14 protein-coding genes are annotated in these 15,568 nt (G+C 64.4%); 8 read left to right on the forward strand and 6 right to left on the reverse strand.

Annotated elements, in window-relative coordinates:
- Positions 1-5: 5 nt before the first annotated feature.
- Both AB0N65_RS01105 and AB0N65_RS01110 read right to left on the reverse strand, forming a co-directional pair.
- Entirely contained in the window at positions 6-1,274 is a 1,269-nt protein-coding gene (locus AB0N65_RS01105) for an NAD(P)/FAD-dependent oxidoreductase (protein ID WP_364156496.1), read from the reverse strand.
- Positions 1,275-1,456: 182 nt separating this feature from the next.
- Positions 1,457-2,755 (reverse strand): cation:proton antiporter, encoded by a 1,299-nt coding sequence (locus tag AB0N65_RS01110; RefSeq protein ID WP_364156499.1) that lies wholly within the window; start codon positions 2,753-2,755, stop codon positions 1,457-1,459.
- A 153-nt stretch (positions 2,756-2,908) separates the two neighbouring features.
- Between AB0N65_RS01110 and AB0N65_RS01115 the strand changes: the two genes are divergently transcribed.
- Positions 2,909-3,589 carry a hypothetical protein gene (locus AB0N65_RS01115; RefSeq protein ID WP_364156501.1) on the forward strand — a complete coding sequence of 227 codons (681 nt, stop codon included), beginning with the start codon at positions 2,909-2,911 and terminating at the stop codon, positions 3,587-3,589.
- A gap of 97 nt (positions 3,590-3,686) precedes the next feature.
- Here the strand turns inward: AB0N65_RS01115 and ilvD are convergent, their stop codons facing one another.
- Positions 3,687-5,549 carry a dihydroxy-acid dehydratase gene (ilvD, locus tag AB0N65_RS01120; protein WP_364156503.1) on the reverse strand — a complete coding sequence of 621 codons (1,863 nt, stop codon included), beginning with the start codon at positions 5,547-5,549 and terminating at the stop codon, positions 3,687-3,689.
- A gap of 85 nt (positions 5,550-5,634) precedes the next feature.
- Between ilvD and AB0N65_RS01125 the strand changes: the two genes are divergently transcribed.
- Positions 5,635-6,474 (forward strand): helix-turn-helix transcriptional regulator, encoded by an 840-nt coding sequence (locus tag AB0N65_RS01125; protein ID WP_364156506.1) that lies wholly within the window; start codon positions 5,635-5,637, stop codon positions 6,472-6,474.
- Between the two features lie 110 nt (positions 6,475-6,584).
- On the opposite strand, the gene AB0N65_RS01130 is transcribed toward AB0N65_RS01125, so the two are convergent.
- From AB0N65_RS01130 to AB0N65_RS01140, 3 genes are all read right to left on the reverse strand, one after another.
- On the reverse strand, positions 6,585-7,847 hold the full coding sequence (locus AB0N65_RS01130) for an MFS transporter (protein ID WP_364156508.1): 1,263 nt from the start codon (positions 7,845-7,847) through the stop codon (positions 6,585-6,587).
- Entirely contained in the window at positions 7,844-8,218 is a 375-nt protein-coding gene (locus AB0N65_RS01135) for a MarR family transcriptional regulator (RefSeq protein ID WP_364156997.1), read from the reverse strand. The genes AB0N65_RS01130 and AB0N65_RS01135 overlap by 4 nt, the downstream gene beginning before the upstream one ends.
- 221 nt (positions 8,219-8,439) lie before the next feature.
- On the reverse strand, positions 8,440-9,183 hold the full coding sequence (locus tag AB0N65_RS01140) for a FadR/GntR family transcriptional regulator (protein ID WP_364156511.1): 744 nt from the start codon (positions 9,181-9,183) through the stop codon (positions 8,440-8,442).
- A gap of 204 nt (positions 9,184-9,387) precedes the next feature.
- On the opposite strand from AB0N65_RS01140, the gene AB0N65_RS01145 reads away from it, so the two are divergent.
- Genes AB0N65_RS01145 through AB0N65_RS01170 form a run of 6 tightly spaced genes read left to right on the forward strand, consistent with a single transcriptional unit; the run spans position 9,388 to position 15,483 of the window.
- Positions 9,388-10,755, forward strand: a complete 1,368-nt coding sequence (locus tag AB0N65_RS01145) for an MFS transporter (RefSeq protein ID WP_364156514.1) — start codon at positions 9,388-9,390, stop codon at positions 10,753-10,755.
- Positions 10,756-10,803: 48 nt separating this feature from the next.
- Positions 10,804-12,561: a dihydroxyacetone kinase family protein gene (locus tag AB0N65_RS01150; RefSeq protein WP_364156516.1), complete on the forward strand. Its 1,758-nt coding sequence runs from the start codon at positions 10,804-10,806 to the stop codon at positions 12,559-12,561.
- Positions 12,558-13,028 (forward strand): ribose-5-phosphate isomerase, encoded by a 471-nt coding sequence (locus AB0N65_RS01155; protein ID WP_364156518.1) that lies wholly within the window; start codon positions 12,558-12,560, stop codon positions 13,026-13,028. Before AB0N65_RS01150 ends, AB0N65_RS01155 begins: the two co-directional genes overlap by 4 nt.
- Positions 13,012-13,824: a triose-phosphate isomerase family protein gene (locus AB0N65_RS01160; protein WP_364156521.1), complete on the forward strand. Its 813-nt coding sequence runs from the start codon at positions 13,012-13,014 to the stop codon at positions 13,822-13,824. The genes AB0N65_RS01155 and AB0N65_RS01160 overlap by 17 nt, the downstream gene beginning before the upstream one ends.
- Positions 13,821-14,621, forward strand: coding sequence for a TIM barrel protein (locus AB0N65_RS01165; protein WP_364156523.1), 801 nt, complete (start codon positions 13,821-13,823; stop codon positions 14,619-14,621). The genes AB0N65_RS01160 and AB0N65_RS01165 overlap by 4 nt, the downstream gene beginning before the upstream one ends.
- 1 nt (position 14,622) lies before the next feature.
- Positions 14,623-15,483 (forward strand): phosphogluconate dehydrogenase C-terminal domain-containing protein, encoded by an 861-nt coding sequence (locus AB0N65_RS01170; RefSeq protein ID WP_364156526.1) that lies wholly within the window; start codon positions 14,623-14,625, stop codon positions 15,481-15,483.
- Positions 15,484-15,568: the final 85 nt, after the last annotated feature.

Consider the following 15,568-nt stretch of genomic DNA (forward strand, 5'->3'; position numbering starts at 1 on the left):
GACGGTCAGGCGCCTACCAGGGCGTCCTGCTCGTTGTGGGCGAGGTAGCCCTGCTGGATGGCGATCTGGTCGGCGACGTATTTGGCGTCGTGCCATACGCCCCAGATGAAGCTGGAGCCGCGGCGGGATTGCCACGGCAAGCCAAGGAAGTAGATGCCCGGTTCCGTGGAAACGCCGCGTTGCTGCTTGGGCCTGCCGTTGGGGTCGAACGCGTCCACCTGCAACCAGCTGTAGTCCTGGACGAAGCCTGTCGCCCAAATGATCGAGGCCACTCCTGCCGTCTCAAGGTCCAGTTCGAGGATCGGCGTTTTGAGGCTTTCCGGGTCCGGGCGCAGGACGCGGGCTTCAGGCTCCTCGGGCAAGTCAAGCCCGTTGCGTTCAACGTAGGCGTCAGCCTGGTTCAGCAACTGCAGGTAGTGGGCATCACCGTTGGCAATGTTCTTGCGAAGGTCGCCCGCGAACCGCATGGTCCCGCCGTCGTACGCTTCGGTCCGTCCCACCAGGGTGATGCCTTCTGCGGCGAGTTCGCGGAAGTCAACGGTGTGGCCGCCGTCGGCTCCGCTGACGGCGATGGTGACATGCTCTGCGCCTTGTGGAGGAGTAGATGCGTCCCACATGCCCAGAACTCCGAGCCACCAGCAGAAATCCCGCCCGCGGTAGCTGCGCGGCGGACGGTCGTGCGGACCCACGGACAGGAAGACCTGCCGGCCGGAACGCTGGATTTCTGCTGCAATCTGCACGCCCGAGGACCCTGCACCGACCACCAGCACGCCGCCTTCGGGGAGTTGGCCCGGGTTGCGGTAGGAACTGGAGTGCATCTGCAGCAGCGCTGCGGTCTCCGGCACGACGGCGGGAATCACCGGCCGCTGGAACGGCCCTGTGGCTGCCACGACGTAGCGGGCGTTGTAGGAACCCACGCTGGTTTCCACCCGGAAACCGGGAGCACCGGCATTCCTTCGTACGGATGTCACGTCCACGCCGCAACGGATGGGCGCACCGATCTTCCGGGCGTAGTCGACGAAGTAGTCCGCTACTTGCTCCTTGGAAGCGAACTCGCCGGGCTGGAGGTTGCTGAACCCCAGCCCCGGGAAGCGGTCGTGCCACGCGGGCCCGTTGGCCACCAAGGAGTCCCACCGCATGGACCTCCAGCGCTCGGCGATCCGGTGGCGCTCAAGGACCACGTGATTGATGCCCCGGTTCCCCAGATGCTCGCTCATCGCCACCCCGGCCTGTCCTGCGCCGACGACGAGGACTTCCACCTCTTGGGTTGTCATGTGTTCTCCCTAAACTCAGCGCGGCGTACTTGCGGCATCATCGTCCGCGAGCACCCGCGATGCCCTTTACTATGACGGTTACTTCATTCTCGCCACCGGGAGTGCATCTGCATAGCGAATAAAACAGCGCTTATACATCTGAAAAAATGATTCCAGCGAGCCCCGGACTGGACGTCGGGCTGCTAGACGGCAGTATGCGGAGCCCTGCTCTCGTCGCCGTGCTTCTTCCGGGCTTTGGTCACACGCAACTTATCCAGCCTGTCCATCAGCGGCGCTGTCGTGGCACCATGGATCACCACGGACAGGGCAACAATCAAGGCGACCACCGCCCATAAGGTGCGTTCGTCGCCGTCGAACTTTCCGTGGCTCAATGCGTAGGCCACGTAAAACAGCGAGCCGATCCCCCGGATGCCGAAGTAAGAGATCGCCAGGCGCTCCCGCGGTCCCGTCTTGCCGCGGAGCAGCCCCAGCCAACCTGCCACCGGCCGGACCAGCAGCAGGAACAGCAAGGCAACCAGCAGTTCTGCCCAGCCGATACCGTCCAGGACTCCGCGGGCGATGGCGCCGCCAAGAAGAACAAGGATCACGATGGTCATCAAACGCTCAAGCTGCTCCACATAGCTGTGAAGCACCTGGTGGTAGGCGTGATGACGCTCAGAGGCGCGGATGGTCAGGGCACACACGAAGACAGCGACGAAGCCGTATCCCTCGATCATCTCGGTGGCGCCGTAGGCCAGGAACGTCGCAGCCAGCGCAACGAAACCCTCTGAATGCTCAGATAAACGGAAACTGCGGACCGGGGCTGAAAAGAAGATACGGCTGAGGACCTTCCCTATCACGAAGCCAAGCAGCACGCCGGCTGTCATGCGCCACACGAGATCCAAAGCAGCCCACTGCCCGATTGCCTCCGGCGTCACACCCGCCAGGCTGATCGCGATGGCGAGGTAGACAAACGGGAAGGCCAGTCCGTCGTTGAGCCCGGCCTCGGACGTCAGCGCAAAGCGGACCTCATCCTCATCCGGGTCCGTCTCGGTGTCTGCGGGCTTGCCCACCTGAACTTCGGACGCGAGCACAGGGTCAGTCGGTGAAATAGCGGCACCCAGGAGGAGGGCTGCAGCGAGCCCCAACCCCAGGACCCACAGGCCAAGCATGGTCATCACCACGATGCTCACCGGCATCACGATGCCAAGCAATCGCCAGGTGGTGGACCATCCCCGCCATTTGAAGGGCCTGTCCAATGCCAAGCCGGCGCCCATGAGCGAAATGATGACGCACACCTCGGTCAAGTGCATCGTGAAGTCGGCGTACTTGACCGGATCGGGGTCCGGCAGGTCCGGAAGCAACGCAAAGGCAAGGATCCCGCTGCCAAGGAACACCATGGGCATGGACAACGGCATCCGGAGCAGGAGTTTGGGCAGGATCGCCGCAGCCAGGACCGCGAGGCCTGCCGCGAAGAACAGGATGCTGGGGGCTTCAAGCAAAGGGGCTTCTTCCTGTGGCGCCGCCCGGCGGGCACTTGGCTGAACCCGCGCGGGTGTCAGTAGCTTAGCCGGGCCAACGAAGAAGGGCTACGCGCCATGGCGGGGTGGCTCTACTGCGGGATATCTTTCGCCCCGTGCGGGTGAAAGCCATTCGTGCGTCACCTGCTTTTGGGGCTTTCCATCCTGTCCGGAGTCGTGATCTCCACCTCACCGCTGGCCCCCCGCCGGGCTATCGGGTTGTTCTCGGTGTTAACGGGCCTCATGGGCGTCTACTCTGTCTTTTTCGGCGCAGCAGAAGAACAATTCGGCTACTGCGTGGTGTTGGCAGCGCTGATTTCGACGCCCGTGGCCGCCGTGATGCTCGTGGCGTGGCGACCCCGGATCCGGTGGGCCGTCGCAGCCGCTGCGGCCATCATGGTCCTTCTCAGCCTCGCGTTGGGAATCCAGGCCCGGTCGCTGGTTGACGACGGTCTTGTACGGGCCAGGGACTGGATGATCGCCGAATTACACGCATCCTCGAAAGTGGGGCTGACATCTGTCACCGGCGAATTCGCCTTACTGCCGCACGCGGGATGGGAAGTCCTGCCGTCGTTGCTCTCCCTGCGGGACCAGGACGCCCAATACGTTCTTACCCAAGGCAGACAACTGAGCGAGGGCTACGGCTTCTCCGCACCGGAACTCCTGGACTGGTTGCAGGACAATGCCCGGCCGGTGTTCACCTTCACGGGTCCCACGAATGGAGACACCGTTGTTTGGCAATTGGACCGTGAAAAGCTCGACGCCGCAGTCAACGGAGGCCTGACGTTGCCGCCCGTATCGGGCGGGTACCGCTAAGCGCCGGATTCCCACACGCAAAGCGGCGGGCCACCCGGGCTCCTATCGGAACCGGGGTGACCCGCCGTCGTCGTGCGTTGTGCCTGCGCGGTTGAAGCTAGAGGTTCTCCACCAGCGAGACGTCGCGAACGGCGCCCTTGTCCGCAGAGAGCGCCATGGCGGCGTAGGCGCGGAGGGCCGGCGAAACCTGGCGGTCGCGGTTCTTGGGCTTGTAACCGCCATTGACCAGGAGTTTCTCGCGGCGCTCTGCGAGGATCTCGTCCGAAACCTTCAACTCGAGGGAGCGCTGCGTGATGTCGATGCTGACGATGTCGCCGTTCTCAACCAAGGCGATGTCACCGCCGGAGGCAGCCTCCGGGGATATGTGCCCGATCGACAAACCGGAGGTGCCGCCGGAGAAGCGGCCGTCGGTGATGAGGGCGCACTTCTTGCCCAGGCCGCGACCCTTGAGGAACGACGTCGGGTAGAGCATTTCCTGCATGCCCGGACCGCCACGTGGGCCTTCGTAGCGGATGACCACCACGTCGCCTTCCTTGACGGTCTTGTTCAGGATCATTTCCACGGCTTCGTCCTGCGACTCAGCCACAATGGCCGGGCCTTCGAATTTCCAAATGGACTCGTCCACACCTGCGGTCTTCACCACGGCGCCGTCCACGGCGATGTTGCCGCGGAGCACAGCGAGGCCGCCGTCCTTGGAGTAGGCGTGCTCCACGGAACGGATGCAGCCGCCCTCGGCGTCGGTGTCCAGGGAAGTCCACTGGTTCGACTGCGAAAACGCGGTGGAGGACCGGACACCGCCCGGAGCCGCGTGCCACAGAGCCTGGGCTTCCTCGGTGGCTTTGCCGCCGCGGACGTCCCAGTCGTCCAGCCAGCCGTCCAGGTCGGCGGAATGCACGGAGTGAACGTCCTTGTGCAGGAGGCCGCCGCGGTTCAGCTCGCCCAGCAGGGCGGGGATGCCGCCGGCGCGGTGCACGTCTTCCATGTAGTAGGTCTTGTCCTTGGCGACGTTCGGGGCCACCTTGGCAAGGCAGGGCACCTGGCGGGACTTGGCGTCCATCTCGGCGAGGCCGTAGTCCACCCCCGCTTCCTGGGCAGCGGCCAGCAGGTGCAGGATCGTGTTGGTGGAACCGCCCATGGAGATATCCAGGGCCATGGCGTTGTCAAAAGCCTTGGCAGTAGCGATGGAGCGCGGCAGCACGGAGTCGTCGTCGCCGTCGTAGTAACGCTTCACGAGCTCGACGACGGTGGCGCCGGCTTTCTCGTACAGCGCCTTCCGGGCGGTGTGGGTGGCGAGCACGGAGCCGTTGCCCGGCAGGGACAGGCCGATGGCCTCGGTAAGGCAGTTCATGGAGTTTGCAGTGAACATGCCGGAGCAGGAACCGCAGGTGGGGCAGGCGTTCTCTTCGATGAGGTTGATGTCGGCATCGGAGATGGATTCATCCACGGCGTCGGCAATCGCGTTCACCAGGTCCAGGGAGCGCACCGAACCGTCGCTCAGGGTCACGCGGCCGGCCTCCATCGGGCCGCCGGAGACGAACACCACGGGGATGTTCAGGCGCAGCGCGGCCATGAGCATGCCCGGGGTGATCTTGTCGCAGTTGGAGATGCAGACCAGGGCGTCGGCGCAGTGCGCGTTGACCATGTACTCCACGGAGTCGGCGATCAGGTCGCGGGACGGGAGCGAGTAGAGCATGCCGGAGTGGCCCATGGCGATGCCGTCGTCCACGGCGATGGTGTTGAATTCGCGCGGCACAGCGCCGGCGGCGAGGATCGCGTCCGAGACGATCCGGCCCACGGGGGCAAGGTGGGTGTGGCCGGGGACGAATTCGGTGAAGGAGTTCGCCACGGCGATGATCGGCTTGCCGATGTCCGAGTTGGCGACGCCGGAAGCGCGCAGGAGTGCGCGGGCGCCAGCCATGTTGCGGCCGTGGGTAACTGTCTTTGAGCGAAGTGCAGGCATGACTACCATCCTGCTTTGCCTGGCATGCAGGTGGAAGACGGTGTTGATACTAGTAGTAGGAGTACCAGAGTAATAGTATTTATGGGTGCACCATCCCGACAGACGCAAGGAACTTGGGCTCTTCCTCAGGGCTCGCCGCGACCAGGCGCTCCGCACCGATTACGGACTTCCAGCGCTTGCCCGCAAGCGGGAGCGGGGTCTGCGGCGCGAAGAGGTCGCTTTCCTCTCCGGCGTAAGCGTCACCTGGTACACCTGGCTGGAGCAAGGCCGGGATATCAGCCCCTCCCGCCAGGTTCTGGAAGCAATCGCCAGAGCGCTCCATTTGTCCGATACCGGGCTCGCCTACGTCTTGTCCCTTGGCGGCTATGCATCCACGGCGTCGTCGGTACCCGTCGCCGGCAGCGCACCCGCCCACGTGCAACGGCTCCTCGATGCCTTGGATCCCAACCCCTCCTACGCGCTCTCCCCGGACTGGGGCGTGGCCGGCTGGAACAAGGCGTACGCAGCGCTGTACCCAAACATCGCCACCGTTCCCGCCGCTGACAGGAACCTGCTGTGGCTCGTCTTCACGGACCCCTACGTACGGGATCTGCTCCCCGATTGGGACGTCACCAGCCGGCGATTCCTGGCGGAGTTCCGCGCCGAAACGGGCCAACGCCTGGGCGATCCCGACATCAAGTTCCAAGTAGAGCGGCTCAAGGAAGCAAGCCCGGAATTCCAGGAAAGCTGGGACCAGTACGACATTCTTGGCTTCGAATCCCGCGAACGGCTCTTCCATCATCCGGCCGTCGGCGTCCTGCACCTGGAACACCACCAGGTCTCCCCCTCGGACCGGCCGGACCTGCATCTTGTGGTTTACACCCCGGCGCCGGGCAGCGGGGCGGCAAGCCAAATCGCGCGGCTGATGTCCGCGGACGGGCAATAGTCCGCGCCCCGCGCAGCCGTCCGTTACAGGAACCGGAAAGTACGACGGCGGGTGGCGGCTTGCGCGGCAACGGCGACTGCCGTCGTCGTTCACCAGCGTTGGCTTTGGCCTCAGGAGGGCTGGATTGCGCGTTTCCGCGGAAACGCCGTGCGGAACTGTTGACGGATGGTCAGGCTGCTCCGCCGGCTTACCAGGATTGCCGCTGCCACGCCGGTTACCAGCACCACTGCGCCGCCTGCGGCAACAGACCAGCGTGCACCAAACTCCGTACCGATCCAACCCATGAGGGGCGCTCCCAATGCTGTTCCGCCCTGGAGGATCGCCAGGTAGAGCGCCAGGACCCGTCCCCGGAACTGCGGTTCAACCGACAGCTGGATGGTGGTGTTGCAACTGTTCAGGAAAGTGATGGAAGCCCAGCCCACAGGGATAAGAACCACGGCGTAGATCCAGAACGATGGCGCGATACTTGCCACCAGGGTGAACAGTCCGAGGATCAAGGCGCCGCCCAGCATGAAGCGCAACCGTGGGCGGGACCTGCGGGCGGCGAGCAATGCACCGGCCAGGGTACCGACGGCCATAATGGATCCCAGGAGCCCGAATTCCTCAGAACCCATGCCGAACTCGGCAGTCGCGATCAGCGCATTGGTGACAGGGAAGTTCATGCCGAAGGCCCCAAGTAGACCCACCATGGTGAGGATCAGGACCAGGTCCCGGCGCTGCCGGACATAGCTGAGGCCTTCCACCAGTTGGCGTTTCCCTCGGACCACGGGTTTGCTGGGCTGGAGCTGCGAGCTCTTCACCCGGAGCAGGGAAACAATGACTGCCACAAAACTCGCTGCATTCAGCAGGAACACCGGGCCCGTGCCGACCCAGGCGATCAACACCCCGGCGATGGCAGGTCCCGTGAGCCGGGCACTGTTGAACGACGCAGAGTTCAATGCGACGGCGTTGGACAGTTTGTCCGGGCCAACGAGCTCGGACACGAACGCCTGGCGTGCCGGGCCGTCGATGGCTGCGGCAAGTCCTAACGCCAAGGCCGCGATGTACACCTGCCAGAGCTGCGCGGCCCCCGTCACCACCAGGACGCCAATTGCCAATCCACAGACGCCCATCGCTGCCTGCGTCCACAGCAGGATCACCCGCTTGCGGTACCGGTCAGCCAAAAGCCCGGCGTAGGGTCCCAACAGCAGCATCGGCAGGAACTGCAACGCGGTGGTGATGCCCACCGCCGTACCGGAATGGTCAGTAAGGACAGTCAGGACCAACCAGTCCTGCGCCACTCTCTGCATCCACGTCCCGACATTGGAAACCAGGGCACCGCCCGCCCAAAGCCGGTAGTTAGGGTTCTCAAGGGCCCGGAACATGGCGCTCATTTGCGGCTCATCTCCTGCATAATGTGCGCCGCCCGGCTCAGTGTCAGCCGGTCCTCCTCGCTCAGGCCTGCCACTCGCTGGGCGAGCCACGCCGTTCGCTGGCTGCGGGCCTCGGCCAGGACCCCTTCCCCGGCCGGGGTAATACTGACCTGGACCTGCCGACCGTCGCCGGGATGAGCTTGCCGGGAGACGAATCCGTGGTCGGTCAGCGCATTCACGATTCTGGTCATGGACGGCGCCTGCACGTGTTCCCTCTCGGCCAGTTCCCGGAGCGTTTGGGGGGAGATCGCGAGTTGCGCGAGCACCGTGTACTGTCCGGGCGTAATGACGTCACCGGTGGCTTCGATCCGCAACCTGCGCGACGTGCGCATCACGGCGGTTCGCAGGTCAATGGCCAAGGCGTCAGGCTGAATCCCGGCGTTTTCCTGCACGGTTGTGGTGGCTTTTCTGCCGGTTTTGGTTGGTTGCTGCGCTGCGGTCACGGGTGGGGCGCCTCCTGGGACTCTGTGATGGGCCAAATAGTTAGCGTTGCTAATTAGCCCTGCTAACTATTATGCCCCTCTAAAGCCGCCAAGTCGAACGGCCGGAGGCACTACTGCGCTGCGTCGAACCCGGCTAGGAGACGGCGGGATGCGGTTTCCATGTGCGCGCGCATGGTCTGCGAGACAGCGGCTGCATCACGCGACTTGAGGGCTTCGTAGATGGCCGTGTGCTCCTTGAGGGCAGCCTCGGCATGCCCTTCATCCGTGAGGGCGCGGTCCACCCAGATGCGCAGCAGGGAGCGGATGCTTTGCAGGAGTTCCTCGAGGACGGTATTGCCGGAAGCATTCGCGATCTCGCGATGGAAGGCAGCGTCGGCCTCCACGAAGAGGGCAAGATCGTCGAGATTCTTCTCCATCGCGACCAGGTTGGCGCCCATGCGTTCCAAGGCTTCATCGGTGACACGCGCCGCAGCCAGCTCCACCGCTTGGACTTCAAGCCCGCTGCGCAACTCAACCAACTCGCGGGTCCTGGGCTCTCCCAGCATGAGTCCCCAACTAAGCGTCCGCGGCAAAAGCTCGGAGACGCCGTCGCGCAAGTACGTCCCCGAACCGGGGCGGACTATCACAATTCCGAGAATCTCCAAGGCAGCCAAGGCCTCCCGCACGGCCGAGCGCCCGACTCCCAGGGACGAGGCGAGCTGGCGCTCCGCAGGCAGGCGGGTTCCGGGGGCGATATCGCCGCTGGTGAAGTAGGCCAAAAGCCGTTCCGCCACTTCGGACACAACAGAGCCTTGCTCCATCGGCGCAAGAGCTGCCGTCATATGGGCCGCGGCTGCGGCGGAGTTCGCTGACACCTTCACAGCGTAGCAACCGGCTGACCAATATGGCGGCGCGCAAGTCGAAAAAACCAAAACTCATCAACCGGTTGACCAATTTAGAATCCGCGCCTATGGTTTAAGTCACAAGCTTCGTATTGCCGGACCCCCAGCCGGCAAAGCCACGAGTCAGCCCGACGCATCCAGTGCAGGATCCGCGGGAACCAACATCTAGGAGTCAACGTGGACACCACACAATCGGTGGTCGAGAAATCCGCTATTAAGAAGGTGGCGATCCGGCTTGTGCCGTTCGTCGCCCTGATGTTCTTCATCAACTACCTGGACCGCACGGCCATTTCGTTCGCCGGCCCCAACGGCATGAACAACGACCTCGCGCTTTCGGCAGCCCAGTTCGGATTCGCCTCCGGCGTCTTCTTCATCGGCTACATCCTTTTGGAAGTCCCCAGCAACCTGGCCCTGCACAAGTTCGGCGCCCGCCGCTGGCTCGCCCGCATCATGGTCAGCTGGGGCATCGTGTCACTGCTCTTCACGTGGGTAGGCAACGTTGAGCAGCTCTACATCCTGCGCTTCATCCTGGGTGTTGCAGAAGCAGGCTTCTTCCCCGGCGCCATCCTCTTCCTGAGCCTCTGGGTTCCGGCCAAGCACCGCAGCAAGATCCTTGCCCTCTTCTACTTGGCACAGCCGCTGACCACGGTGATCGGTGCTCCGCTGGCCGGCGCTTTGATCCAGCAGCACGGCGTGTTCTTCGGCCTTGAAGGCTGGCGCTTCATGTTCTTCGGCGTCGCGGTTCCCGCCATCGTGGTGGGCGTCATCGCCTGGTTCTACCTGGCCGACTCCCCCGCCAAGGCCAAGTGGCTCACCGCAGAGGAAAAGACCTGGCTGACCGGCGCCCTGGAGAAGGAAAAGAACCAGACTGCCGCCAGCAACAAGCATGTGAGCGTCCGCACCGTGTTCGGGAACGGCCGCGTCTGGATGCTCTCCCTGATCTACTTCGGCTTCATCTACGGCCTCTACGCCCTCGGCTTCTTCCTCCCGACCATCATCGCCGGCTTCGAAGGCCTCTACGGCACCAAGTTCGACGTCTTCCAGAAGGGCCTCATCACGGCGATTCCGTACCTGCCGGCTGCCTTTGCCCTGTACTTCTGGTCCAAGGACGCCACCAAGCGCGGCGTGAAGACCTGGCACATTGCACTACCTGCGCTCGTTGGCGGCCTCAGCATTCCGCTGGCTCTGTTCGCAGGTTCACCGGCAGCAACCATCGCGGTCATCACCATCACGGCAATGTCCATCTTCGCGGCCCTGCCCAACTTCTGGACCGTGCCCACCCAGTTCCTCACCGGCGCTGCAGCCGCCGCAGGCATCGCCCTGATCAACACCGTTGGCAACCTGGCCGGCTTCAGCGCCGGATACATCACCGGCTGGCTCAAGGACTTGACCGGTAACTACACGGTTCCGATGTTCGTCGTCGGCGGCTTTATGTTGCTCTCGGCAATCCTCATGGTGACGCTCAGCCGCCGTGGCAAGTCGAGTGAAGGCGTTCCGGCCGAGGCACTTGACCCCCAGGGCGCCGGTCACCACTCCGAGCCGTAACCAAACACCCGGACAGATTTCCCATCTTTTAGCTCCAGGAGCCTCCGCATGACCCGCTTGTTCAATGAACCCTCAGCCTTCGCTGACGAGATGATCGAAGGTTTCGTCGCTTCGCACGGTCGCTGGGTACGGCGCGTTTCCGGCGGCGTTGCCCGCAGTACGCGTTCGACGCCGGACACGGTCGCCTTGGTGATCGGCGGCGGCTCGGGACATTACCCGGCGTTCGCCGGTTTGGTGGGCCAGGGCCTGGCCCATGGTGCGGCGATGGGAAATCTGTTCGCGTCCCCCTCGGCTCAGCAGGTCTACAACGTCGCCAAGGCTGCCTCCAACGGCGGCGGTGTGTTGCTCGGTTACGGTAACTACGCCGGGGACGTCCTGCACTTCACCCAGGCGCAGGACAAGCTTCGCGCCGAGGGCATTGATTGCCGCAGCATCGCCGTCACGGATGATATCTCTTCGGCCCCGTTGGCGGAGAAGCACAAGCGCCGCGGCATCGCCGGTGACCTGACGGTTTTCAAGGTGGCCGCAGCTGCCGCCGAAGCCGGGCACTCCATGGACGCGGTGGTGGAGATCGCCAACCGTGCCAACGACCGCACCCGGTCTTTTGGTGTCGCGTTCACGGGCTGCACCCTTCCCGGTGCGGACCAGCCGCTCTTCTCCGTTCCCGAGGGGCGTATGGCGGTGGGCATGGGCATCCACGGTGAACCGGGCATCGCCGAAACCGACGTCCCGACCGCGGATGAGCTCGCCGGGCTGCTGGTCAAGGACCTGTTGGCAGAGGTACCGGACGGCATCTCGGTGGAAGGCGCCCGGGTGGTGCCGATCCTCAACGGGCTCGGTTCGGTGAAGTACGAGGAACTCTTTGTGGTCTACCGCCGCGTCGCGCAGCTGTTGGCCGAGGCCGGTGTGGTGGCCGTGGACCCGCAGGTCGGTGAACTCGTGACCAGCTTCGACATGGCCGGGACCTCCCTGACCCTGTTCTGGCTTGACTCGGAGTTGGAGGAACTCTGGCTGGCTCCCGCTGACGCCCCGGCGTTCCGCCGTGGTTCAGTGACAACGCAAGCGCTCGACGCCGAGGAACTCGCCTTGGTGGAGGAGCAGGCCGTGATTCCTGAGGCCACCGACGAATCCAAAGCCTCAGCCGGCACTGTGCTGGCTGCGTTGGACGCGGCGAAGGCCGTGATCGACGCGAACGTGACCGAACTCGGCCGCATTGACGCGATCGCCGGCGACGGAGACCACGGCATCGGCATGGAACGCGGTATCCACGCCGCCGTAGCAGCGGCCGCGACCGCCGTCGAACGCGGCGCAGGTTCCGGGACCGTACTGAACCTGGCCGCCGACGCGTGGGCCGACAAGGCCGGCGGCACCTCGGGTGCGTTGTGGGGCATGGCCCTGCGCGCGGTCGGTAACGCCGTGGGCGATGCTGAGAAGCCGAACGCAGCCGCCGTGGCTGCCGGTGTGGCCGAAGCGAAGCGCTCCATCATGGACTTCGGCAAGGCCAAGGTGGGCGACAAGACCCTGGTGGACGTCCTGGCCCCCTTCAGTGACGCCCTCACCGCGGCGGTGAACGACGGCGGCCCGCTGCGGGATGCCTGGGGCGCTGCCGCTGGTATCGCCGAACAGTCCGCCGAAGCCACCGCGAACCTGCTGCCCCTCATGGGCCGTGCCCGCCCGCACGCCGAAAAGAGCCTCGGAACCCCGGACGCCGGAGCCGTTTCCATGGCCCTGATCATCCGGGCCATCCACAACACCCTGCTTCAGAACACCGCAGCCGTAGAGAACATTGTTAAGGAGAACGCATGAGCGAGAAACTGCGCCTGGTCATCGGATCGGACGACGCCGGATTCGACTACAAGGAAGCCCTCAAGGCAGACCTGGAAGCGAACGAGCGCGTTGAGTCCGTGACCGACGTCGGGGTGGACGCGACCTCCCACACCCCCTACCCGTCCGTCGCCATTGCCGCTGCTGAGTTGATCGCCGCCGGCAAGGCAGACCGTGCACTGCTGGTCTGCGGAACGGGCCTGGGTGTGGCGATCGCCGCGAACAAGGTCGCTGGCGTCCGCGCCGTCACCGCCCACGATTCCTTCTCCGTGGAACGCTCCATCCTTTCCAACAATGCCCAGGTCCTCACCATGGGTCAGCGCGTCATCGGCCTCGAACTGGCCCGCCGACTGGCCAAGGAATGGCTCACCTACACCTTCGACGAAACCTCCGCCTCGGCAGAAAAAGTCACCCTGATTAAGGACTACGAAGGTGTCACCAGCTGCTAATTCCGTTGCTGCCAAAGCCGTGATCGGGGTGAGCCTGAAAATGTACTTCGGGCACTCCCGCTCCATCGACTACTGCCGCGACGTCGCCACGATCGCCTTGAAGCATCCCGCGGTGCAGAACGGCGACATCGAGTTGTTTGTCCTGCCGATCCTGCCCGCCCTGCCCGAAGCCGCCCGGATCCTCGGACCCGCCCGCGTGGGCACCGGAGCGCAGGACATCTTCTGGGAAGACCAGGGCGCCTACACCGGCGAAGTCGGCGGCAAGACCGTGGCCGAGCTCGGCGGAAGGTACGTGGAGGTCGGGCACGCCGAACGCCGCCGGATCTTCGGCGAAGACGATGAGATCATCGGCCGTAAGACCGCAGCCGCGTACCGCAACGGCCTCACCCCCGTGCTCTGCGTCGGCGAATCGACTGCCGGGTCCCCCGAGGAAGCAATCGCCCAGTGCACCGCCGAGATCGACGCCGCCCTCCACCGGGCCGCAACGGCCGGGACCGTAGGCCGGACCATCGTCGCCTATGAACCGCAGTGGGCCATCGGCGCACCCGAACCGGCAACCCCGGGCTACATCAGCGCCGTTGTCCGCGGCCTCGACGCGCACCTGCGCTCGTTGCCGGGCCAGGAAACCAGCCGGGTTATTTACGGCGGGAGCGCCGGACCGGGTCTGGTCACCGAACTGGACACCGCCGTCGCGGGTTTGTTCCTGGGCCGCTTCGCGCACGACCCCGCCGCGCTGAAGACCATCCTGGACGAAACCGCCGCCCGTCTCGAGGTCACCAAGGAGGTCGCAGCATGAGCAGCAGGATCGGACTCAGCAGCTACGCGTTTTTCTGGCAACTCTCGGATCAGGTCAGCAACCCGCTGAGTATCCACGACACCCTCCGACGCGCCGCGGACCTGGGCGTGGACCTGTTCCAGATCTGCGACTACGCACCCCTGGAAACCATGGACGACGACGACCTCGCCGCCGTCCGCACGACCGCGGACCAGCTGGGGATCACCCTTGAGGTCGGGACGAAAGGCATCCACCCGGAGCACCTGCGGAAGTTCCTGAACATCGCAGGAATCCTCGGCTCGGACATTCTGCGGACCATGTTCAACGTCCCCGGCCACACCCCCACCAACGAAGAGGCGGTCGCGATCTTCACCGACGTGCTTCCCGACTTCGAGGCAGCCGGTGTACGGATCGCCGTCGAGACCTACGAACAGGTGCCCACGCAACGGATCCTCGACGTCATCACCACCGTCAACAGCCCGTACCTGGGCATCTGCAGCGACCCGGCCAACACCGTCGCTGCGCTGGAGATGCCACGGCAGGTGATTGACGCCGTCGAGCCTTTTGTCCTGAACATGCACATCAAAGACTTTGCGTTCAGCCGCAAACAGGGATGGGTCGGGTTCACGTACTCCGGCGCACCCCTCGGCGAAGGACTCCTCGACTACGACTACATGGTCGAAAAAATCCAGCCCAAAACCAGAAACATCAACCAAATCGTCGAACACTGGCTGCCCTGGCAGGACACCGAAGCAGAAACCATCCGCCTCGAAAACCAGTGGACCCAACAAAGCCTCGACTTCCTAAGGAGCAAGTGAAATGTCAGCAGAAACTTTGACCGTCGCCGTCATCGGAGCCGGAGGCAAGATGGGAATGCGCGTTTCCCGTAACCTCCAGAAGTCCAACCACACCGTCTTCTACAGCGAGAATTCCCCCGCCGGCCAGGAACGCATCCAGGCCGAAGGCCGCGAGATCACCGCAACCGACGACGCCGTCAAGGGCGCCGACGTCGTGATCCTCGCTGTCCCGGACACCGTCCTGGGCGTCGTGTCCGAAGGCGTCGTCCCCCAGATGAAGTCCGGCGCGATCCTCCTCACCCTGGACCCCGCCGCCGCCTACGCCGGCCTGCTGGCCAAGCGCGACGACGTCGTCCAGGCCGTCGCCCACCCGTGCCACCCGTCCGTGTTCCTGGAGCGCACCACCAAGGAAGAATGGGCCGATACCTTCGGCGGCGAAGGCGCACCCCAGAACGTGGTCGCAGCCATCGACGAGGACGCGCCCACAGCTACGCGAGAAGCAGCCGAAGCCGTCATCCGCACCATCTACGCCCCCGTCATCGACGTCCACTGGGTCACCGTCTACCAGCTCGCCGTCCTGGAACCCACCCTCGTGGAAACCGTGGCCTGCATGATCGGCACCCTCCTCAACGAAGCACTGCATGAGACCGTCCACACCGTCGGCGTTCCCGAGGAAGCTGCCAAGGCCATGCTCTTCGGCCACGTGCAGATCGCCCTCACCAACGCCCTCCGCGGATCCAACCCGTTCTCCGAAGCCTGCGAAATTGCCATCCAGTACGGCAAGGACACCATCATCAAGGACGACTGGAAGAAGATCTTCGACGACTCCGAGCTCGACAATGTCATCGCCAAAATGCTGAAGCTGGACGCCGTCAAGCGCTAAACCAACCGGCTTCCGCTGCGGAAGCCTCCAGCACCCGGCTTCGGTGTCTGCAACGAAGACGTCGCCGAAAGTAGTCCCGATGGCC

The organism is Paenarthrobacter sp. NPDC089322 (assembly GCF_040684895.1).
Classification (GTDB): domain Bacteria; phylum Actinomycetota; class Actinomycetes; order Actinomycetales; family Micrococcaceae; genus Arthrobacter.